This window comes from Acinetobacter sp. BSP-28, assembly GCF_044130285.1.
GTDB lineage: Bacteria > Pseudomonadota > Gammaproteobacteria > Pseudomonadales > Moraxellaceae > Acinetobacter.
Map to the genome: position 1 here is coordinate 144,407 of NZ_JBIQOB010000001.1, position 22,568 is coordinate 166,974.

Annotated in this window: 23 protein-coding genes; 20 read left to right on the forward strand and 3 right to left on the reverse strand. The window is 42.2% G+C overall.

What is annotated here, in order from left to right:
- Positions 1-9: 9 nt before the first annotated feature.
- Complete coding sequence (locus tag ACE01R_RS00795; RefSeq protein WP_395544216.1) at positions 10-954, reverse strand: hypothetical protein; 945 nt, start codon at positions 952-954, stop codon at positions 10-12.
- Between the two features lie 167 nt (positions 955-1,121).
- On the opposite strand from ACE01R_RS00795, the gene ACE01R_RS00800 reads away from it, so the two are divergent.
- The 5 genes from ACE01R_RS00800 (at position 1,122) to ACE01R_RS00820 (ending at position 7,047) form a co-directional block, all read left to right on the forward strand.
- Positions 1,122-1,790 carry a hypothetical protein gene (locus ACE01R_RS00800; protein WP_395544333.1) on the forward strand — a complete coding sequence of 223 codons (669 nt, stop codon included), beginning with the start codon at positions 1,122-1,124 and terminating at the stop codon, positions 1,788-1,790.
- 102 nt (positions 1,791-1,892) lie between these two features.
- Positions 1,893-3,557 carry a terminase gene (locus tag ACE01R_RS00805; RefSeq protein WP_395544217.1) on the forward strand — a complete coding sequence of 555 codons (1,665 nt, stop codon included), beginning with the start codon at positions 1,893-1,895 and terminating at the stop codon, positions 3,555-3,557.
- Positions 3,558-3,567: 10 nt separating this feature from the next.
- The gene (locus tag ACE01R_RS00810; RefSeq protein WP_395544218.1) at positions 3,568-5,859 is read left to right on the forward strand and encodes a hypothetical protein; all 2,292 of its coding nucleotides are present in this window, start codon (positions 3,568-3,570) and stop codon (positions 5,857-5,859) included.
- Positions 5,860-5,968: 109 nt separating this feature from the next.
- Complete coding sequence (locus ACE01R_RS00815; protein WP_395544219.1) at positions 5,969-6,241, forward strand: hypothetical protein; 273 nt, start codon at positions 5,969-5,971, stop codon at positions 6,239-6,241.
- Positions 6,242-6,351: 110 nt separating this feature from the next.
- Positions 6,352-7,047 carry a hypothetical protein gene (locus ACE01R_RS00820; RefSeq protein ID WP_395544220.1) on the forward strand — a complete coding sequence of 232 codons (696 nt, stop codon included), beginning with the start codon at positions 6,352-6,354 and terminating at the stop codon, positions 7,045-7,047.
- Between the two features lie 62 nt (positions 7,048-7,109).
- Here the strand turns inward: ACE01R_RS00820 and ACE01R_RS00825 are convergent, their stop codons facing one another.
- Positions 7,110-7,688, reverse strand: a complete 579-nt coding sequence (locus ACE01R_RS00825) for a hypothetical protein (RefSeq protein WP_395544221.1) — start codon at positions 7,686-7,688, stop codon at positions 7,110-7,112.
- A gap of 268 nt (positions 7,689-7,956) precedes the next feature.
- Between ACE01R_RS00825 and ACE01R_RS00830 the strand changes: the two genes are divergently transcribed.
- The 3 genes from ACE01R_RS00830 to ACE01R_RS00840 are packed head-to-tail and all read left to right on the forward strand — an operon-like array spanning position 7,957 to position 8,992.
- Positions 7,957-8,181, forward strand: coding sequence for a hypothetical protein (locus ACE01R_RS00830; protein WP_395544222.1), 225 nt, complete (start codon positions 7,957-7,959; stop codon positions 8,179-8,181).
- 53 nt (positions 8,182-8,234) lie between these two features.
- Entirely contained in the window at positions 8,235-8,639 is a 405-nt protein-coding gene (locus ACE01R_RS00835) for a hypothetical protein (protein WP_395544223.1), read from the forward strand.
- Positions 8,636-8,992, forward strand: a complete 357-nt coding sequence (locus ACE01R_RS00840; protein WP_395544224.1) for a hypothetical protein — start codon at positions 8,636-8,638, stop codon at positions 8,990-8,992. The genes ACE01R_RS00835 and ACE01R_RS00840 overlap by 4 nt, the downstream gene beginning before the upstream one ends.
- Before the next feature lie 992 nt (positions 8,993-9,984).
- Here ACE01R_RS00840 and ACE01R_RS00845 read toward each other — a convergent pair.
- Positions 9,985-10,122: a hypothetical protein gene (locus tag ACE01R_RS00845; RefSeq protein ID WP_395544225.1), complete on the reverse strand. Its 138-nt coding sequence runs from the start codon at positions 10,120-10,122 to the stop codon at positions 9,985-9,987.
- A 71-nt stretch (positions 10,123-10,193) separates the two neighbouring features.
- Here ACE01R_RS00845 and ACE01R_RS00850 point away from each other — a divergent pair, with 71 nt between their 5' ends.
- The 12 genes from ACE01R_RS00850 (at position 10,194) to ACE01R_RS00905 (ending at position 22,567) form a co-directional block, all read left to right on the forward strand.
- On the forward strand, positions 10,194-10,598 hold the full coding sequence (locus ACE01R_RS00850; protein WP_395544227.1) for a helix-turn-helix domain-containing protein: 405 nt from the start codon (positions 10,194-10,196) through the stop codon (positions 10,596-10,598).
- Between the two features lie 123 nt (positions 10,599-10,721).
- The gene (locus ACE01R_RS00855) at positions 10,722-11,774 is read left to right on the forward strand and encodes a hypothetical protein (protein ID WP_395544228.1); all 1,053 of its coding nucleotides are present in this window, start codon (positions 10,722-10,724) and stop codon (positions 11,772-11,774) included.
- A gap of 17 nt (positions 11,775-11,791) precedes the next feature.
- Positions 11,792-13,084: a DUF4043 family protein gene (locus tag ACE01R_RS00860; protein ID WP_395544231.1), complete on the forward strand. Its 1,293-nt coding sequence runs from the start codon at positions 11,792-11,794 to the stop codon at positions 13,082-13,084.
- Between the two features lie 58 nt (positions 13,085-13,142).
- Positions 13,143-13,616, forward strand: coding sequence for a hypothetical protein (locus tag ACE01R_RS00865; protein ID WP_395544232.1), 474 nt, complete (start codon positions 13,143-13,145; stop codon positions 13,614-13,616).
- 92 nt (positions 13,617-13,708) lie between these two features.
- A complete protein-coding gene (locus tag ACE01R_RS00870) occupies positions 13,709-14,578 on the forward strand; it encodes a RyR domain-containing protein (RefSeq protein WP_395544233.1) in 870 nt (289 codons plus the stop codon).
- Positions 14,578-15,249, forward strand: coding sequence for a DUF6682 family protein (locus ACE01R_RS00875; RefSeq protein ID WP_395544236.1), 672 nt, complete (start codon positions 14,578-14,580; stop codon positions 15,247-15,249). The genes ACE01R_RS00870 and ACE01R_RS00875 overlap by 1 nt, the downstream gene beginning before the upstream one ends.
- Positions 15,250-15,333: 84 nt before the next feature.
- Positions 15,334-15,741 (forward strand): hypothetical protein, encoded by a 408-nt coding sequence (locus tag ACE01R_RS00880; protein ID WP_395544238.1) that lies wholly within the window; start codon positions 15,334-15,336, stop codon positions 15,739-15,741.
- A gap of 65 nt (positions 15,742-15,806) precedes the next feature.
- Entirely contained in the window at positions 15,807-16,169 is a 363-nt protein-coding gene (locus tag ACE01R_RS00885; RefSeq protein WP_395544334.1) for a hypothetical protein, read from the forward strand.
- Positions 16,166-17,128, forward strand: a complete 963-nt coding sequence (locus tag ACE01R_RS00890) for a LamG-like jellyroll fold domain-containing protein (RefSeq protein WP_395544240.1) — start codon at positions 16,166-16,168, stop codon at positions 17,126-17,128. The genes ACE01R_RS00885 and ACE01R_RS00890 overlap by 4 nt, the downstream gene beginning before the upstream one ends.
- 3 nt (positions 17,129-17,131) lie before the next feature.
- The gene (locus tag ACE01R_RS00895; RefSeq protein ID WP_395544242.1) at positions 17,132-20,779 is read left to right on the forward strand and encodes a hypothetical protein; all 3,648 of its coding nucleotides are present in this window, start codon (positions 17,132-17,134) and stop codon (positions 20,777-20,779) included.
- Positions 20,776-21,960 (forward strand): hypothetical protein, encoded by a 1,185-nt coding sequence (locus ACE01R_RS00900; protein WP_395544243.1) that lies wholly within the window; start codon positions 20,776-20,778, stop codon positions 21,958-21,960. Before ACE01R_RS00895 ends, ACE01R_RS00900 begins: the two co-directional genes overlap by 4 nt.
- Before the next feature lie 94 nt (positions 21,961-22,054).
- Entirely contained in the window at positions 22,055-22,567 is a 513-nt protein-coding gene (locus ACE01R_RS00905) for a hypothetical protein (protein WP_395544335.1), read from the forward strand.
- The last annotated feature ends 1 nt before the right edge of the window (position 22,568 follow it).

A 22,568-nucleotide genomic window follows, 5' to 3' on the forward strand; every position in this document is an offset into this window, starting at 1 on the left:
TTGTAGTTACTAACGATTAATATGATTAGTATGAATTTTAAAGAAAGCCCCTTTGCGGTAATAAATTCTAATATCGAATTCATTAATGAGAAGGGGGTCGTGTTTATCTGAGCGCAAGTTATAAATCTCAACATTCATGATTGTACAATTCATTTGTAATTTATATTTTTGAATATATCGATTAACAAAAATATAAATCTCCTTCGTACACTGCATCATGCGAAGCATATGTTCGGAAGCTAGAGAAGATAATGAATGTTCCTTTTCATTTTCCTTTTTCTTTTGAGATGATCTAACAGTTACAGGGCCAAATTTTGCAGGCATGTATACGGATCCGTCATCTAATGTTACAGCAAAAGCAATAATATCTTCATCTCGTAGATTTTTTATCTCTTCTTCATTGGATATCTTTGGAGATATATCCTTCAAAGTCGTGACCTTATTTCTACTTATAAAATGTGGTCTCTCTCTATGGAGTATTTCCAGTACGCTCTTATTCGACCATGTATAAGGATCCTTACCATGGTGTTTAGTTTCAATAAAAAATATTTCATCATCAGTCACGAATGCTAATGCAACAGGTCCAGTACGCTCAATATATTTGCCAACTAAAACCTCACCAAGATGAAAATGTACACAACCATAATCATCTAAAAAACGATCAGAAAACATTAGGTTATTAATCGATTTACTGAGATAGATATTGATATCTTCGCCACTCTCAACTCTTTGAACTAAATTTTGATATCCAATTAAATGCTCGTTAGGAACATTAAAGTTTTTTGATGTGGTAACGGATCTAGGTTTTTTTTTAATTACTTTGCTTAGGTAGTTGCTTAATTGCATATATGCGGGAGCTTTTGGATCAAATTTAAGTTTGCGTGCCTTAATTTCATTTATCGCAAAAGAGTCAATAGCCCGGCTGACTGAATCATATGGAAATTCTTTTATCATTTTTTAAACGATTTTATTAAGTATGTGAAAACATATTACATGCTTTATTTTAGATGTAAATCTAATCGTGGAACATCTAATTTATAGGACGCACCGCGTACCCTTGTAAGGTTTTACAGGTACGCACAGTACGCATGATCATTAATTCACTGATGAAAGGTGAAGTGATGACTGCGGAAAAAAAATCCTATGATTGGGAACGAATCGAGTGTGAATACAGAGCTGGTGTTAAGTCTGTACGTCAGATAGCACAAGAGTTTGGGCCATCTGAAGGTGCTATCCGTAAGCGTGCAAAAAAAGAAGAATGGGAGCGCGATTTAAACGGAAAAATTGAAGCAAAAGCAGAAGCTATAGTACGCAAAGAAGCAGTACGCAATGAGGTACGCAATTCCCCAAAATTCCAGGCAACCGAAAAAGAGACCATTGAAGCAAATGCCAATCTGGTTGCATCCGTCCGTATTACTCATCGCAAGGATATTGAAAAAGCCCGCACAATGACCATGGCTCTATTTGATGAATTAGAGCACATGATCGGCACTGATCAAGCTGACTTACTCGCCCAGCTTGGTGAGCTCATGTATAAGCCGAACGAAAAGGGAATAGACCGTTTGAATGACCTGTATATGAAGATCATTCAAATGCCGAACCGGGTCAGTTCACTTAAGCAATTGACCGATTCACTGAAAACCGTTGTTGGCCTAGAGCGTGAAGCATTCAATCTGAATAAAGAAGAAGCCAAGGTTGAAGATGCATTCACGACCATGCTTCACCGGATATCCCAAGGAAACAGTTCTACCTTCCAACCAGTCGCACAGGATTCCGAGTATGAGAATTAACTGTGTGTACGTGAATGGAACGGCTAATGACCCTGATCAAAATATTTTCATGCGCGTAGACGCAATATTATTGCACCATGCTTGTGCAAAAGGCGGTGAAAGTTGATATACAACACCGCTTTAGCTGAACTACCCTCAAATAAAGAAGAACTGGAACGCTGCCTTGCTGACCCGAAATGGCGGATTTTTTCAGGCTGCCTGTACAAGATCAAAATTAAGGGTGATGACTTTAAGGATGAGCTTGGCAACCTGATTGAAGCTGAAACATTCGAGCTTCCATTTAAGCCCAATCCTGCACAGATTAAATTCTTAAATCGGCTGTGGTACCGCAATATCATTCTTAAAGCACGTCAGTTAGGTTTTACTACGCTGATCTGTGTACTTTGGTTGGACCATGCGCTGTTCAATGCCAATCAGAACTGCGGCATTATCGCGCAAGATTTACCCACTGTTTTTAGCATCTTCAAGGACAAGATTAAGTTTGCCTACGATAACCTGCCTGAAGAAATTAAGTCACGCTTTCCACTGAAAGCCTACAACAAGTCTGAGATTGAGTTTGCCCATAACGGCTCAAGCATCCGTGTAGCAACATCGTTCCGTTCAGGCACCATGCACCGGTTGCATATTTCAGAGTTCGGTAAGATCTGTGCGACTGACCCGGCTAAAGATGATGAGGTTATTACCGGTTCGATTCCAACAGTACCGACCAATGGTGTACTGGTGATTGAATCTACGGCTGAAGGTCGAAATGGATCATTCTATGCCATGGTCCAAGCTGCTCAGACCAACTTCCTGCTGCGTAAAATCCTCACCAGTAAAGATTACCGCTTCCATTTCTATGCCTGGTGGCAAGAGCCTAAATATCGTATCGAAGCTTCAACGGTGAATATCACATCCAAGGACCATGAAGACCTGGATGAAGTGGAGCAAATTGTATTGCAAAAAATGGGTATCAAGATGCGTCTTGACCCGGATCAGCGTGCCTGGTACGTGGTGACACGTGACAATGACCTGAAAGGCGATTCTGCAAAAATGTGGCAGGAATATCCTTCATTCCCGGATGAAGCATTCCAGGTGGCCAAAGATGGTAACTACTATGCCAAGGATATGCTGGCATTGCGTAAACGTGGCGGAATTACACAAATTGAAGTCCTTGATGTACCGACATACACCTATTGGGATATTGGTAATCACGACGGTTGTGCAATTTGGTGGCACCAGATGATGAATGGCCAGGACCGGTTCCCACGTTACTACGAAGCACATGGCCAAGACCTTAGACACTATGCTGCAGAAATTAAAAAGTATGGGTTCGTTTATCACACGCATTTCTTACCGCACGATGCCGCACACCAGCGTTTAGGTGACTTCAACAAATCCACCTTAGAGCAGCTGCAAGAACTTTTACCAGGTCATAACTTTGTAGTGGTACCACGAGTCACGCAGCTTATCGCAGGGATTCAACTCACCCGTAAGCTGCTTAAGAATGCTTGGTTTGATAAGAACGATTGTGCCTTAGGTATTGAACGCCTGGAAGGATATCAAAAGAAATTCTCGAAGCAGGATAAGTGCTTTATCGATCAGCCTAACAAGGCCAATGGTTGCTCAGAAGGTGCTGATGCTCTACGTCAATGTGCTCAGGCAAAAGAAGCTGGATTGATAGAGGACTATTCACAATCTGTCAGCCGTGTAGGGTTGGCTGAAGAAGAACAAACGACTGAAGATAGTCGCTATGAAGATGAGCCATACGACTGGCGATTAATGTAGGATTTTGCAGATGCCCAACACTGACTATGCCGTAGATGAGCCAGTAGTAGACCATTTAGCTTTGACTGGCGATGAATTAAAAGAAATCCATTTAGAGATCGATGAACAACCGAAGTGGCGTAATACAGCGGATATGGAAATGGATTATGCAGACGGCAAGCAGCTTGATAGTGACTTGCTGAAACGTATGCAGCAAATTGGTATTCCCCCGGCAATTGAGAATCTTATTGGCCCAGCTTTACGTGCAATTGAAGGTTATGAGCTTGAAACACGAACGGATTGGCGTGTAACACCTAATGGCGAACCTGGTGGACAGGATGTTGCCGATGCACTGAATTATAAATTAAACCAGGCAGAACGATTATCTAAAGCAGATCGAGCATGTAGTGAAGCATTTCGCCCTCAAATTGGTTGTGGTCTTGGTTGGGTTGAGGTCAAACGCGAACAGGATCCATTGAAATATCCGTATCGTTGCATTGCAGTGAACCGTAACGAGATCCATTGGGACATGAAAGCGCAAGAATCTGACTTGTCCGATGCTCGATGGCTGCGCCGTATGCGCTGGATTCACCCTCAACGATTGAAACTGGCATTTCCTGATCATAAAGAGCTGATTGAAACGATTGGTCGTCATGGTACATCGTGGTGGCAAGATGATCACTATCTGGATGGCGGTAAAACAACAGGTTTAAATAGTGCCTGGGGTGAAGCTCAATCCTGGACATTATCGGAACGGTTTTGGTTCGATACTTCATCCAAAGAGATCAATCTTGCAGAAGTCTGGTACCGCCGTTGGGTAGAGCAGGTGATGCTGCGCTATAAGGATGGTCGTGTGGTTGAGTTTGATGAGAACAATCCCGCACATATCTTCGCACTGACACAAGGCTATGCAATTCCAGAGCGTGCACAGGTTGCTAAAGTTCGCCGTAGTTATTGGATGGGACCGCACTGTTTATTTGATGGTCCTACACCTTATGCTCATCATTATTTTCCGTATGTGCCGTTCTTTGGGTTTAAGGAAGATAACACAGGTATCCCTTATGGCTTCGTACGTGATATGAAGTATTGCCAAGACCTTGTGAACTCAACACAGGCTAAATTACGCTGGGGTATGAGTTCAGTACGTGTCACGGCAACAAGAGGTGCTACCCCAATGACTCGTGCACAGGTATTACAGCAGATTGCACGACCAGATGCTTATGTTGAATTGAATCGTAGTCATATGTCCCAGACAGGTTCTCGATTTGAGGTTGAGCGTGATTTTGAATTGAATCAATACCAGTTCCAGCTGCTCAATGATTCACGTCAAGCGATTGAGCGTAGCAGTGCAATTACTTCAGGATTCCAAGGCAAGCAAGGTACAGCAACTTCAGGACGACAAGAGCAGCTGCAGATTGATCAGTCTAACCAAGCACTGCGTAAAATCGTGGACAATTTCAAAGAGGGTCGGACATTAGTTGGTGAAATGCTGGTATCCATGATTGTTGAGGATCTCGGTAGTCAGGAAGAAGTTGTTATCATTGAAGGGGATGCCATTACTGAGGAACGTCGAGTTCATATCAATAAGCCTGAAACTGATGAGTTAGGCTATACGTATTTATCCAATGATGTACAGCGTACCCGTATTAAAGTCATTCTTGAGGATGTTCCAAGTACCAGCGGCTTCCGTGCACAGCAATTGGCTGCCTTGTCTGAAGTTACTAAGTCATTGCCAGCGAATATCCAGCAACCCATTCTTCCGTATCTTATTGCGCTTACTGATACGCCGTTCAAGCGCGATATTATTCAGGCAATTCGTGAAGCAGCTAAAATGCCGACTGAAGAAGAAATTGAACAACGTATTAAGGATGCAGTAAAACAGGCATTGATTGATGCTGGCCAAGAGCTGAAGGTGAAAGAACTAGAACTGAAAGAGCGTAAGACTGCCAGCGAAATTAAGAATATTGATGCCAAGTCAGTTCAAACAGGCGTACAAGCATCTTATTCTGCAATGCAAGCAGGTGCTCAGATTGCACAGATGCCTCAGATTGCACCAGTTGCTGACCAGATTATGCAAGGTGCTGGTTATCAACGGCCTAATCCTGGTGGTGACGATCCGAACTTTATTACACCGGAACAAGTAGCTGCACGTGATATTAGTTCACCATACATTGAGGGGCAAAGTGCACAGATTGGAAGTGGAGATGTAGCAGGAATGCAGGTGCAACAAAATACCAGTCCAATGAATCCACCGGTACCACAGCATGGTCATTCACCTATGCAAGGTATTGAAACAGCTAGAGTAAATGATAATTTGCAATAATAAACCAGTTTACATTTTACAACCTGGACATTTGTGCTATTGATAGTATTGCTACTGTGGAACATTAACTGTTCCACAGGTTTATTTAATTATTGAAAAGGTGAATAACATGTCACAAAGAACTTGGAATCAACACTTCAATTATGTGGGTAATGTAAATAGAATCCTTGAAATGCATCAAGGCGGGTGTAAGGAAAACCAGATTGCTGGAGTCTTTAAGGATGAGGGTATAAACATTGAACCTCATCAGGTAAAGTCAGTTGTTGAATCTCATGAGGCATTATGTTCAAAATCACTTCCCAAAGAAGTTGCACAGAACGCTATTAAAAATAATGCACAAAATAAGCCTTTTGATTCCGATAATGGATTACAACCAGCATAACCATTAAGCCTTATTGATTAATTAACATACTAAGAATCCGACCTGCTGCACTGAAAATAAAAGGATGAATTGAATATTCGTCCTTTTATTCGCTAGTCTTAGGATTCAACATGACACAAAAACAGATTACATTAGCATTAGACCCAACTACAGAAACAACTGGTAATGCAGAACAAGTAGCACGATTGATTGGTTGCAGTGCTTGGCATATTTCAGGGGATTTTTTAGTTATAGAGAATCCACTACTTGGATATAAGGTCACGGATAATGAAACCTATAGCAGTCCGAATGAAACAACCATTCCAGATGGTGCAACAATAATTCTGCTTGAAGAAGAACAAAGTAAACTTAGATCTGGTATTAATAAGCTACTGGAAACACGCATTCCAATCTTGGACCAAATTTATGAGCTATGCTTGGCTATAGAAAAGTGTGGTGCATCGCCAGAACTAACAGATGCGGTTACTAAGGCCGGTGCCTTACGTGAACCAATTACCCAGTTGGTGAATCAGGCACTTAAACTTGGTATTGGCGAAGGCATTTTGAGTGTTGATTATAGTGATTCAGGTTCATCAATTGCAGAATCACCAAAATTAAAAAATAGTTATAATGTCAAAGCACATGAACCTGAATGTGGTAACCAATCATGTATGGGTAGTAGTGCAATCTCTAATAACCGTCAAATTGATGCAAAGCGTGATAATGCTTTCCTCATAACACAGTTACTGACTTCAAATAAAATTAGTCTAAAATTGCGCCAAAAGGCTGAGAGTAAAATGTTAAATCTTTTGGATGAATTAATTTAATATCAATGTTGGTAACTCAAAACCAGCATAATTGATGCTGGTTTTTTTAATGTTCAAAAATATTATTGCTTAAATATATCAACATGAATGATTGAATCGCTATCAAGATCGGCAGTAATAATATGGAACCCAGAGAAAGGTAACTTGGTTTCAATAATATTAGAAATTTGATTATTTTGATTCTTTACATATTTTCTCATTTCTCTGTTATAAATTATTACAGCTTTATTAAACTGCGACATATCCCAATCAGCTTTAAATATAAATTTTAAAGTTGAGCCATTACTTAGTGCATAAATTATTGAGTGGTGTAATGAATAGCCATTTGTCGTACCCTTCATGATACCGCCAGCAGTTATAATATATGGTTCTTGTTGACCTTCTTTTATAGATCTCATTAAGTCACTAAAAGCTTTTTCTGCTATCATTTCTCCTATTTTAGTAAAGAAGCCATCACATATTTTTACTGCAATGTAAGTAATACCAGCAAGTAATATAGATGCTTGAGGACCAGCCGGTGGAATAGGAACTATTAAAGTATTAGGTACGGATTCTATTGATTTCTCAATTTTCTTGGTTATATCCTCATCAATTTGTTCATTTACACAAATTATCAAGTTGTAGTTTTCTGGATTAATCATTACACACACTAATTCATTGATTTTAAATATTCATTTAATCATAGAGTGAATAAAAATACTTCACTATCATGATCATTCTTAAAAAATTCATCCCACCCTACGCAACTACATGCAACGGCTATTGAGCGATTAGGTTTAAAGCTGTTATTAGTTTTTTCATGAAAACATTTTGATTAATTAACATACTAAGAATCTGAAGCACTGCACTGAGAATAAAAGGATGAATATATTTTCATCCTTTTTTTATTGGTCAGCCTGAGGATTCAACATGACACAAGAACAAGCCTGGCTTCAAACCCCCACTCACCAGATCCTGCCGTTTATCACAGGAACTCATTTTGATTATGACGCAGAGAATCAAAAGTATTTATGTGTCATCGAACTGACCAATGAATCAACAGTGATTATGCCTGCGGATGATGTGGAAGAAGCACATGGCAATGCAATCAAAGTCATTAAAGAAATTGCGCATAAGAATGGATGGCTTAATTAATGGGTTACGGACTTTATTTCAGCGATAAGAATAATCGCTTTCAAGGTTATAACATGCATGCATATTGTGATCATCCGGGCTGCAAGAACGAGATAGATCGTGGTATTGGTTATGTGTGCTGTGGCGATCAGGATCACATGTGCTCATGCGGTGGCTTCTATTGTGCAGAGCATGAAAGCTTGTGCACAATCATCACAGAGGATGAGTTTGAAGACTTGGATCAGGATGATATTCAAGAGCTTCTTAACCACTACGATTTAACTGAAATGCCTGTATTTGATGAAGATGGGTATTTCTATCATTGCAGTCATGAGCCTATCGAAAAAGACAAGGAACATCCTGAATGGTTGAAGCATGTTTTAACTGATGAGACATGGCAGGAATGGCGTGAAAAAGAACCTGAGATGGCAAAGCATTATCAGGAACTATTGGATAAGCAAGGAAAAGCTGAACAATGAAACCATCGAAATTAATGCAGGCAATCGCTTTGGTAATGATGAACCCAGAACAGTATTACCCTGAGCGTAAAGAGTGGCAGGACGTTGAAAAAGGTCAGGTGAGTCGTGACTTTGCTGATTTTGTTGAAGCTTGGATACCAGGTCAAACTGTATTTACATCTGAATGTGAGATTACTGAAAACTCAGAAACTTACAAAATGAAAGCGGATGATGTGCCATTCACGTTCAAGCGTACAGATGACAGCTATACACTGATCTATAACGGATGTGCAGAAGAAATTCAGGAATCTACGTTTAACCAGTTTGTAGACAGTTTATGTGCAGAATTTTCGCTTAGTCATTCAAGTGTATGATTTTCATACTAGCTTTCTGAAGCACTGCATTTATATTTAATTCCATCAAGCGAAGCTGCAAGGTTGCAGGTAGCAAATAACTATTAGGTCAATTGGTATTGCAAGGCTAGTTGATCTTTTGCAGGGAGTTCTCCCCAACTTCCAATAGTCCAGGTTTAACCGGCCTGTCGTTTGATATAACAGATTCAAGAATTGAATGTCTTTGTTTATGACAAGAACGGGTGACCTAGGAATTAGGGAACTGACGCTATGGGTCGCTCCCAACTTGCGTTGCAGCAATACCGCAGAATGATAAACATGACAGCTGGAAAGACAGCAACCCATCTGATGAGCTTGCGAGATTCAAGCGAAACCGAAAGGTCATGGGACAGCGCACCATCGTGGCGTAGGACGTAAAAAATCCATGCAAGAGATGAGGACTGCCGAAGGGATGTGCGACGTACTTCGGATGGCATAGCACAATATTGGTCGATAAGTTTGTTAGTTTGAATGAACCATAAAAGCCGCTATGGGCACAATAAAAACTAAATAGTGGACGCCGACTCACGAAAAACTCGGCTAACTAGAACTCTATAGAGTGTTCGGAGATGAACTAAAAGCACTACCATTATGAAAGCAGGGCTGATGTATTCGAAAGAACGAGATAACCCATAAACGGCTTAGAGTAGTAATGGTATTTACCCTTGGTCGCAGCCGGTGCGCTTACTTTCCCTCTTGTAAGGTGGGTTCAACTCCCACATTCAAGGCCATTATATTTGAGAGTGATTGAATCCGCAGTCGATGCGGTGAGCGATGTAAGTAGCAACTGGGGAACTGCCGCAGGGAAAGCAAAGCAACAAGAAATCGAGTAGTCCAAAAGATGAACGTGCGCTTGTTAATCACTCTCAAATGTAATGCCTTAAAACGTGGCGTTTGCTCAGTCCTGACTTGCCAATGGTGGGAATGGATGGCCTAAAGTGATTTAGGAACTGGAAGATATCAATCCTTGGATATCATTTATAAAAGTACAGAGCATCCAGGCATTTTGCAGTTTCCGCCAAGAAGTTCTGCAATAAATAACGTTTAGGTAGGGTTGGATGTCCCCTGACAGCAGTTTTACCTGACTGTGCCGATTCAGGTAACGATTTCATTAAACCAGTGCTGTGGTTTTTTCTAACCCGTTCTTTCCCCAAGGAACGGGTCTTTTTTTGGAGATTTATTAATGAAAAATAAAGAAATGATAAATCAAAGTAATAGAGATTTGATTTCAGCATCCCAAGAACTCTTTGAATTAAGACGGGACATTAATGGTTTTTTAAATCAAGTTCGATCAATTAAGGATGCTCAAAATATATCTTGTAAAGAGCTTTCGGAAAGATTTGGGTTTGGTAAAAATGTTATTCAATCCTGGTTAAGTGGTGAAAAAAAACCATCACAAGAGATGCAGAAAAAGGTTTGTCAATTTTTAAATATTCCTTATGACACACTGTCATTGACCCCGAATAAACAGGGTGAATATCCATGTGGAATCCGTATCTGTAAACATTGTAAGTCTGAATTTCCTGTATTTAAAAAAACAAACTATTTAAGACGTACTTGTTGCTCTAAATTTTCCGACCCCGTGTAGGGTTTCTACTTTCCTCATGCCTCCTTGCAAAATCAAATCCAGTTGAGCAATCGACAGCAAGCGACTGTAACAAGTCTGCACTTCACCTATTTTGCGGCTACTGCGATAAGTAGCAGGAAAGGCATGAGTAATACAGAAATCTTGAATAGCATTGAAGCGAATGATGGACAAGTCACTCCTGAACAGGGCGCAGCATTACTGAATGCTGCGCTATATGGCGATACCGCTCCGGCGGAAAAAGTTAGTGTGCCAGCCACTAACCCAGAACAAGAGACTGATACACCAGCAGACGCAGGGAAAACAGCAGAACCAGCTGTTAATACAGAGCAACAACCTGATCCTGAACCAGCAAAGGCTCCAGGTGAAGATGAGCAGAATGCGGACAACACTGTAGTTCTGGCAAAAGATGGTAAACACACCATTCCTTTTGAAAGTTTACAAAGTGCCCGTGATCAAGCCAAGTTATTTAAACAGCAGCTTGATGAAGCAAACGCAAAACTCGCAGCACAGCAAGCTCCTGACCAGAGCCAACAGGCACAGCAAAATGCAGCAACCGCGGAAGCCTTAATTCAGGCCAGTGGTAATGATGCAGATGTGATTGCCTTGTTTGGTGATTTTTCTGAAGAAGAAGTTGTAAAAGGTGTAAATGCCTTAATAAATCAGCGTGTTTCAGCTCAGGTTGAAGCCGTAGTACAACAGGCACTTGCCCCATTTCAGCAACAGCAGCAGCAAATGCAGCAGCTCAGTGCTGAGCAACAACACTTTGCAACGATTGAATCTGCTCATCCGGATTATGAATCAATTGCAGAGTCTAGCGAGTTTGCAACTTGGATGGATTCACAGCCTAGCATCACTCGTAATGCGTTTAACAACGTGTTGCAGGGTGGAAATGCTCAGGACGTGAATGAACTGCTTAGTCTGTATAAGTCCCAAAACAATGTTAATCAAGCGGCACCGGCAGCCAATCCTACAGCGGAAATGATTGCCAAAGCCAAGCAAGCTGTACAGAACGCTCCTAAACAAATACCTATCAGCGTGTCAGATCTGCCAGCAGGTGCACCAGCAGCACTTTCTGCAGAAGAACGTTTGTCTACATTGTCCGGCCCTGAACTGCTTTTAGAAATGCAGAACTGGTCGACTGACAAGGTAGATGAATTCATGGCACGTCGTGGATAATCTTTTGGAGAATTCTAATGACAGATAAAACCCATGCTGCATATGGTGATAAAACCAATGCGGTACAACAGTCGGTAGGACTGTTCGCAAAAAGCCTGAAGCGTAATTCGATCATCAACAAGATGGTTGGCACTATGCCGAAAGGTGAAGGCAGTGCAGAAGCGCAAATTAAAAACCAGTCATCTACCCACATGCCGATTGTGCGTGTCATGGATCTTGGCAAGCAAAAGGGTGATGAAGTTACCTTTAACTTGGTACAACCGGTAAACGCTTATCCGATCATGGGTAGTGAATACGCTGAAGGTCGTGGCGTTGGTATGACCATCGTTGAGGATCGTCTACGTGTAGATCAGGCACGTTTCCCTGTGGACTTGGGCAACGTGATGACTTCCATCCGTTCACCGGTAGATTTCCGCCGTTTGGGTCGTCCAATCGCACAGGATCTGATGGATCGTTATAGCGACTTATCGACACTGGTGCATTTATGTGGTGCTCGTGGTTTCTCGAATAATGCTGAATGGGCTGTTCCACTTGCATCACATGAAAAATTCAAAAAAATCATGGTCAATGATGTAAAAGCACCGACTAAAAACCGTCACTACTTGGCCAATGGTGCTGGTGTAAAAGCATTTACCGTGAACGCTGGTGAAGTGGATATTACAACTACTGACTTATTCATTCCGGATACCGTGGATTCTATGCGTTCAGTGGTAGATGACATGATCTTGCCGCCACCTTGTATTAAGGTCGAAGGTGATAATGGCTCGGATGATTCACCGTTGCGCTTATGGTTGGTATCTCCAACTCAGTACAACTGGTTTGCTAAGCAACCTGGCTTCCGTACTTTGCAATCTGAAGCGATTGCCCGTGCATCGAATGCCAACCAGCATCCGTTGTTCCGTGGTGAAGTTGGTCTGTGGAATAACTTCCTGATCCGCAAAATGTCACATGCGATTCGCTTCCGTGCCGGCGATCCTATCCGTTACTCAACTTCATATACCAGTGAGGTTGAAGATAATGCACTTGTTCCAGCAACGTTTGGTACCACTCATGCGATTGACCGTTCAATCATCCTGGGTGGACAAGCACTTGCTGAAGCGTTTGCAGCACATAAAGGTACAGGTATTTCATACTTCTGGTCTGAAAAAGCTGACCTTGACCATGGTGACAAAGCTGAGCTCTTGGTCGGTGCAATCCGTGGCGTGAAGAAGATCCGCTTCAATGTGGACGTGAACGGTGATGGCAGTGACATGCAATATACCGATCATGGTGTGATTACCGTTGATACCGTCGTGAAACTTCAAGGCTAAGTTTCAGGGCAGGGCCGAGCAATCGGCCTTCCTTCAATCATTTGGGAGTAATGAACTCATGGCGACAATTAAACGCAAACGCACACCTGGTCAGTTTGGTGGTGCAGTGCCATATGGTAATACCACTGTACTGGCTTTTGCTTTAGCCACTAATGCAACAGGTGCAGTGATTGATTCAAATTCAACTGCAGCAGTGGCTTCTGGTGATGTGATCGAACTCGGTAGCCTACCTGAAGGTTTCCGTTTAGATGATGCCCAGGTCATTGTGAATACTGCAATGACAGCAGCTGTAACCGGTTCGCTTGGCTTTAAGTATGTGGATGGTGTGGATTCTACAGATGTACCACAGGATGCCGCATATTTCATTAGTGGCGGTGCTTTGAATGCAGCTGGCCGTCTACGTGCGACAGGAACAAAACTGGTCACACTGCCTAAGCCAGCAGTACTCACACTTACTACAGGTGGTGCAGCAAATGCGAAGGCATCTGATATCAAAGTATTGGTATCTGGTGAATTGCTAGGCCCGCGCTAATCTGCAGCGAATAACGATAACTAGGTTAAGCCTTTGGGGTATTGGATGTTGGGAGACGCTAATACCTCTTTTTTTATCCAAGAGGAATAACAATGAAACTCACAACGATTGCAATGCTATGCCACTCAATTAATGCTGCTTACTGCCTGTCACAAGGAGATGAGTCACAGCCATCTTGGGATAGCGCACCTGATTGGCAAAAGAAAAGTGCCTTATTAGGTGTTGAAATGCACTTAAAAAACCCTGATGCAACACCTGAACAATCGCATGAGTCTTGGTATGCACAGAAGGAAAAAGAAGGCTGGAAGTATGGCGAAGTTAAAGATGCTGAGAAGAAAGAGCATCCTTGTTTTTTACCATATGCTGAATTACCGGCTGAACAAAAAGCCAAAGATTATCTATTCAAAGCTGTGGTCAATCTTGCCCGTGATCTTCCTGATCCATCAGATGTACAGGACTTGAGTGCTGAAATCGTGAAATTGCAGCAGCAATTACAAAATGTGAAGTCTCAACCTGCAGTACAAACAACAGCGCAGGCAGCCCCGGCAGTTGGCGTGACAATCTGCTATAAGGCAAACCGTGATACCTGGACAGATAACCTTTATGGCACTCAATTGGTATTCAAGCGCGGTGTGCCACGTACGGTACCAAGTAACTTAGCTCAAAAGTTCCTGTCTCATCCCGAGTTTGAACGTGTAGAAGGTGGAGCTTTGACAGAACAGGCCTCTACTCAAGATGACACACAACAAATCCTAGATGAACAGGCTAAAAAAAAGCAGCAGGCTGATGAAGCGGAAGAACTCAAAAGTGCAGAAATTCAGGCCGTTCGTGGTTTTCGTACCAAGGATACCTTGATCAAATACGTTGAAGAACGTTACAAGGAAAAACTGGACAGCAACTTAAAGCTGGATGAGTTGAAGCAAGTTGCAGTAGATAAAATCCATCAATTCGGGGTTGTTTAATGAAATTGAGTGAGCTGCTTTCACGCTTTCGTACTGAATCAAACGATAAGGTACAGCCTTATTTTAATGAAGATGCGGAGGTAATTGACTGGTTGAATGATGCAGTAGAGGAAGCATGCTTACGTGCACGTCTACTTCATGAACATGCAAATCCCGATATTTGCAGAATTGCCGTGGTCGCTGGCAGCTCACAATATGCATTGCATGAAAGTCTATATGAATTAACACATATTCAGTTTGATCCGGATAGTGGCCGTTGTGGTCGTGGCATTGAGTTGTCATCGGAAGAAATGCTGAGTAAGACCTATTATTCTGACTGGCGTACACGACAGGGAACACCAGTACATGCAATTCAGTCTGATACGGGTTTACGTCTGGTTCCCACACCGGATGAAAATGGCACTTTAATTCTTGAAGGCTATCGTTTGCCATTGGTAGCAATGGCAAATCTGGACGATGTGCCAGAGATTAATAAATCTCATCATGTTCACTTAGTTCAATGGGCATTGCATAAGGCATTCAGTATTCCTGATACCGAATTTTTTGATGCAAACCGTGCTCAAATTGCTGAAATGAAATTCACTGAATACTTTGGTGAACGACCAGATGCAGACTTACGCCGTATGACTCGTGAAGACATTCCGCATATCTCCATGTCGTTTTGGCCTTAAGCAGCACCCCTGTAGGGTTTCAGTTCAAACCACCACGATTCCCATAATGGATTAATTTCATAATCCGTTTTGGGAATTTTTTTAATGGCTAATACGCTATTTGACGCTGCGCGGCAGCGTTTTCTGGAAGCGCAAATTAACTGGATGACAGATACAATTAAAGTCATTCTGGTAAGTACCAGTGCTTATACGGCACAAGTTGGCGTGCATCAATACTTATCAGACGTAGCATCATCAGCGCGTATTGCAGGACCGGTGACACTCACATCAAAAGCTACAACAGGTGGTGCTGCAGATGCGGCTGACTGTACGTTTGTATCGGTGAGTGGTAACTCCATCGGTGCAATCATTATTTATGTGGATACCGGCGTTGAATCTACTTCGCCACTGATTGCCTATATCGATACAGCCACCGGCTTACCGATCACACCTAATGGTGGTGACATTATTGTGACCTGGGACAACGGTACCAATAAAATCTTTAAGGTTTAAAGAAGTGGCCACTTATACAGAGTATGAGTGGTTAAACCTTTATTTCTATTGAGAGTTAGGTGGATATGACAGAAGAAAATAAAGTAGAGCAGCCGGTAAAGAAACCTCGCGCTCCACGTAAAAAGAAAACCGTACCAGTTCAAGAAAAGCCACCGGCTCAAGGTATTGGTGTTGGCGGTTTTGTTGCAGATCAATATGCAGCAGATGAGAATAAAATTAATTGGCCACACCTTATGGCACAGCCAAAGTTCCAGATGTACTGCGTAGAACTTAGCAGCAAGTCGCATGGTGAAGTCGAGTTTTGGCTTGGGCCATTTGTCCAGGATCAACTGGTAAATGGTGAAAAGGTTTTCTTTAAAGCTTATTGTGATTGGCACGATCAAAAGGGCTACTGGAAACAGGAAGATTACTACGGGAATTTACTATGACGGTTGAGTCTGGCATTCGTCTTGAGTTTGCTCAGTTTGGTCATTTCGATTCATTTGACATTATTCGATCATTAACAAGCATGGTTGGATTAGTAGATAACGCTCATCCAACACCTATTGTTACTGGCTTAAAAACCATGTACTACGTTGACCAGGAGGTTATAGAAGGTACTAGGTATTATTATAAAGTTCGTGTATGGCGTGGTTCCACCAGTTTTATTAGTAATGAAGTTACCATCATTGCTGACGCAGATAACTATTGGACTAATGTGTCATCTCTATTGCATTTTGATGGAGCCAATAATTCAACAATATTCACTGATCAAAAAGGTACGGTCTGGAATAGGTCTGGTAATCCGGTTATTTCAACGGCACAAAGCAAATTCGGTGGAAGTAGTGGCAGGTTCACTGACAACAACTATATATACACAAATAATAACGCAGGCTTCCTGTTTGGGGTGACAGAAGATTTCACAATTGAAGCTTGGCTCTATGTTCCGACAGGTGCATCAATCTATGAAAATGTACTCCCAATTATTTGTGCCGGCTTTCAGGATTTATCCAGTGGTGGGGGTGGTTGGAACCTAGCGGTTGTTGACAAAGCGAATGCGACCATTTCTTTACAACGATGCGGTACAAATTTAACCATACAAACAGCTGAATTTACAATTGGCTCCGCTTTGGCACGTGATGTTTGGCATCATATAGAGTTTGGTCGGGCTGCTGGAACAACATATGGATTTTTTAACGGAAATCTAAAAGGAACAACAACCATTCAAAACAATATACCGTTTAATAGCCCAAACACGTCAAATGTGTCTATTGGCTCGGGTAATGGTCGTGTGCTGCCGAACAACTGGCATTTGGATGGTTATGTTGATGATCTAAGAGTAACGAAGGGTGTGTGCAGGCATACTGCAAATTTTGCTGTTCCGACAAGACCTCATCCGGATGCATGATTTATGGCAGACAATTACGAGCATGATAAACCGTATCTGATTACTGCGACATTTCAGAAGCAGCCTGTACCGTCTGAATTAAGTGTTTCCTATGACTTACATGCCACGTTTTTGGGTGTTCCTGATGGTGGTCCTCCTGTAACGCAATATGTAGGTCCAATGGCATTTTTGGCAACAGAATTTAGTTCGCCAAAACTAAAATTCACACAGTTCACAAGTCCTATTGGCTTTGCTGCTCTTACATTTCCTTCACCTAAAATTTACAACAAAATCCAACATATTCAGGTTTCAGGATTTAATGCCGCTGCTTTTGGTGCTGCCTTATTTAAAAATAGAAACCAGGAAGTAAAAGTTAGCGGTTTTTATGCAGGTGCTTTTGGTGCGGCCAAAACATATAACCTACGTCAATATGTAATACATAATGGATTTAATGCTGCTGCTTTTGGTACACCTTATTTAATAGGTGGTGTGAAGTATGTGAATCCTTACGGATTGTATTCTCTTGCCTTTGGTATGCCAAAAGTTATCAATACCAAGGCCAATCAATTTGTTTATCCAACTGGAATTAATGCACCCTCTATTAATGGTCCATTAGTATCGCCACGATTCCTGAGAACGTCCGGTTTTATTGATAGTAAATTCGGCCAGGCTTTAATTTACTTAAAGACGCGGTATGTTCAAGCTAAAGGACAGGAACAATCCAAGTACGGTACACAATGGGTATCGCATAATCCACGGCATTTAAGTGTCCAAGGCTTTGAATCATTTAATCCAGGCTATCCGCGTATTTTCGACAAGGCTCAAAAAATACTCCTGGCCAATAGTCCTAAGATTGTCGGTGGCGTGTTTGGTGATATTGCTGTTAAAAATACACGTCGCTATATCAACGTCAAAGGTGAAGCACATACTGCTTTTAGTGATTGGGCTACAGTTTATTCCAATCGCTCATTTATCACGCCACCTAGTTTTAATTCAGCTTTATTTGGCAATACAAATATCTGGAATAAAACGCCATCGGTTTTCCCGGGTGCATTTAATGCCAGTGTATTTGGTTCAGCTATGGTGGCTGACCGGATACGCAAGATCCAGGCACGTGGTTTTAGCCTGCTTGAAATCAACCGCTTTGGTCAGGCTGTATTTGCCAAGTCACCTGAATTAAATCCTAGATCGTTTAATTCTATGGCTTTTGGTCAGCCATGGATCAGTAATTTTAAGCAATATATTGCTTCTGCAGGTGCTTTATCGTCACTGCGAATGGGGAATGATATTACGGTATGGTTCAGGTACCGTAATGTTTCAGCACAAGGCTTTAATTCTCAAGCAATCAACTCACCACGTATTGAGCATGGTTCGCGTGAGATTCTGGTTAGGGGATTTAATGCAGCATTACTTGGCCAACCTACTACCTGGTACCGCGTTAGAACCATTGCTCCTGGTTCAATCTATCGTGATTTTGAAACAAATCACATGGTCGGTGGTACACAGCACATCAAGCCGCAAGGGTTTGTTGCTTCACTGTTTGGTAGCCGTATCATTCCAGAAGTTCAAGCTGTTTATGGCCAGGGCTTTAATGCGTCAATTATTCCTGAAACGCACAAAATTGAACTGTACAAGCGTTGGGTACAGCTTAAAGGATTTTCTACTGCAGGTACGGCAGACAGCTTGCGCTATGGTACTGCACAAGTCTGGAACAGAAAGCAGATCATTCAGCAGAATTATGATCCTAACGATGGTCTTAATCCTGGTTCGTTTGGCCAGTGGTCAGCCATTGAGAACCGAAATAAAAAAATGGGTGCAATTGGTTTTAATGCTGCACGTTTTGGCATTACTTCCATTGTCAATAAAGCACGACAGATCAAACCACAATCCAATTCCTATACAGCCTTTGGCGTATTAATGATTGCAGATCGCATCCGTTATCTACGCTTAGATGGTATTGAGAACCCACCAATGAGTCGGTGGATTATTGCATTTAACGCAGCTGCTGTGCTTTCAGTGAAAGGCCAACCACATACCATGTGGGGTAATCCGAATGTGATCAATACACGTCGTCAATATCGTTGGGTAGGCGCGTTTGATTCTATGGAATTTGGCAAGCCGATGATAGATTTCAGAATCAGAACGCTATCCATCGAATCGCGTTACGGCATTGCACCTAAATATATTCCGATTCATAAGATCGAATTGCATACGCGCTATATCGAGCCGCATGGTATTGAGAATAATGCGTTTGGATGGAATGAGCTATCGATTCACTGGACCAAGGTTACACCACGATGGACGCACCGCGATTATTTCGGTGAACCGCGTTTAAGAAATGTCACACCCGAACTCAGACAGCGTAGCATTAACAGCATGGAGTTTGGCCAACCTGCTTTGCGTTTAAGTTTTGAGTATTATCCATTGGATGGATTTAATGCCAATGTCTTTGGTAAGGCTGATATAGCTTATCGAACCAAGAGAATACCGATTAGTGGTTTTGGTACCATGGCATTTGGTCAACTTAAAGTGACCAAGACCATAGCTCCACCGTATAGCTTGCAGAATATTATTCTTGATGCTGTAGATGGTTTGCCGGCTTTAGGTATTGAACCACCAAAACATCAAGTGGCCATACCAGGCGTTAAAAGTAATGTCATCTTTGCATCTGGATTTAATGCTGTTCGTTTCAGTGAACCGCATGTACAGTCTAACAGCATCAGGGTTGAACCAGGTATTCAAGAACTTACGATAGGCACACCGCATGTCAGTTTGAGAAATCGGACGATTTCTGTTCCGACCATGGGCGACTTGCTGCAAATAAGAGATACCCGGCCAAGAATTTCACCACATACCATTTATGCGGTAATAGAAGCACCTGCACAAGCCAAGGCTAATCATGAATCTTATAACCTGCACTATGTAAATAGTGATGGTGGTACTCGTCCTCCTGGCGAGGTATTTGGTCATGCCAGAATCGAATTGCAGCATCGTAAAATGTCAGTTTTCGGATTTAGAAATGAAGTAATTTCTGTTCCGAACATATTTTTAAGAAAGCACTACGTTAAACCGATTGGAATATCCTCTTTTCGCATGGGATGGCATCTACTCCTGGATGGTTCACCGCAATATGCCGAACAGATTGAAAGCCATAATAGTCAGGAATTTGGCCGTCCATCATTGCATATCAATTATTACGGTCCTCAATCTATTAGTTGCTTTGGTTTAAGCAGTCTGGCTTTTGGATCTCATCGTATTGAACTGTTTAACCGTACAGTCAATGCCAGTGGTTTTGAAGCAACAATGATGGGAACAAGACGACAAGGTGACACACTATACAAGCCGCAAGGTTTGTATATTGGCTATCCTGCGCCTACCATCCCCAACGGATTTAATGCGGAAAGGTTTGGTCAAGCCTGGGTAAGTCATCGTGTACGCCAGGTTGATGTAGAAGGATTTGAATCCTATACATCAGAAATGGATATAAGCAATTTTAAAGGCCGTTTAAAAGTTATCTTGGCCAAACAGCCAAGCGTCATTACAACACAAGAGATAAAACCAGTATCCATTAATCAACCTGTGTTTGGTTTGCCTAATGCTTGGTTAAAAGTTCACTATATTCGACCAGATGGGAATAGTGATCAATACAGGAAAGGAGGTGGTATTCAATGAAGCGCATTACACCGTTTAAGGGGATAGATAATGTATCTCATGATGATGAAATGGAAACACGGACCAAGGAGGGCGGTTTTATTCGCTTGCGTGATGCCGTCAATGTCGATGTAAGTTCATCAGGACGTGTAGCAATCCGTCGTACCGGTAAAGAAGTATCGGACGTTGCATACAAAAGCCTATGGCAAAGCTCGTTGCATGGTGATGTATTTGGCGTTTTAGGTTTAAGCCTGGTCAAAATTAACCCGTTGGATTGGTCGCATCAGGTATTAGGGCAGCTGAAATCAGACCAGGTAAGCTATGAGGTTATTAATAACCTGGTTTATATCTGTGATGGTGCTGCGCTATATACGTTTAATGGCGCGTTATTGCAAAACCTGACCATAGATACACCGTCATCGGTAATGTGCCAACAGCAAAGCGACGGTGCGCTTAAAGCAGGTCAATATAATGTAGCGATTACCTGGCAATCTAACGGCAAGGAATCTGGCCTATCTGCCTTATGCGGCATTGAGGTAGATTCCCAATCTGCAATTGAAGTGATTTTGCCGTTCTGCTTTGATTCATCCGTGGATACCGTCAATATCTATTGCACGTCCATGGACGGTACCGACCTACGCAAGTTTGACTCATACCCGATTGCACAACGTGTGGTGAATATTTCCAATACGGAAAATTTAGGCCGAAGTATTCAGTTTAAGGACCTGTCGCCAATGAAAGCCGGCAAGTTTTTAGGCTACTGGCAAGGGCGGTTACTGACTGCAGAACGCAATATTATTCGCTTTTCCCAGGCTTTAAACTTTCATTTGCTTGATGAGCGTTATGATTATGTTGCTATGCCGCAGCGGATTACCTTTATGAATCCGGTTGATGGTGGTATTTGGGTTGGCCAAGTCGATCACGTAGTTTTTTTGAGTGGGGAACAGCCGCAAAATTTAAACTTCATAAAGAAAACCGCACAAGCTCCTATTCCGGGTAGTGCAGTATATATGGACAGCGAGGATCTTGGCGAACTTGCCCAGGGTGGACGCGGTGTGACTTGGCTTTCACAGCATGGTTATGTGATCGGCAGTCCGGTAGGTACCTTGATTGAACCACAAGCCAAACGTTTAAAAGGTATCACTGCAAAAATTGGACAGTCTGTAAGGTTTGATCAAAGGATGATAACCCTAGCAAAGTAGCATCATCATAATAGATGGTGTTATTTCGATGGAAAAACAAAACATTAATATTGCTTTGGGTGATGGCACAACAGCTCAAGTCAGCCTTGAACAAATGCAAGAAATGATTGCAAGCGGCTTGATGCCGGTGGGTGAATACTTTGATCGTGTCAATGGGGGTGAATGGCAACGCACCTTTAACATTGTTCCCACGGAAGGCATTGCACATATCCTGAATGTCGCATTGGGTTCCAAAGCAAAACCTTCTAATTATTACATGGCTTTGTTTAGCGGCACCACTGCACCGACTTCCACCTGGACAGCTGCACAATTTGCAGCCATAGCATCTGAAATTGTCAGTCAGACCGAAGGTTATACCGCTGCTAACCGTCCGACCTGGACACCGGCAGAAACCAATACCAATTCGATTGACAATATGGCTACTGCAGCGCAATTGACTATTGCAACGGCAGGCACTTTAACCGTGACTGGTGCTGCAGTGCTGACGACTTCTGCAAAAGGTTCGACTACCGGTGTTCTAATTTCAGCAACCAAGTTCCCAATTGCGCGTACCTTCCAGAATGGCGACGTTTACGAGCTCGGGTATCGACTTAGCTTAACGGTGTAAG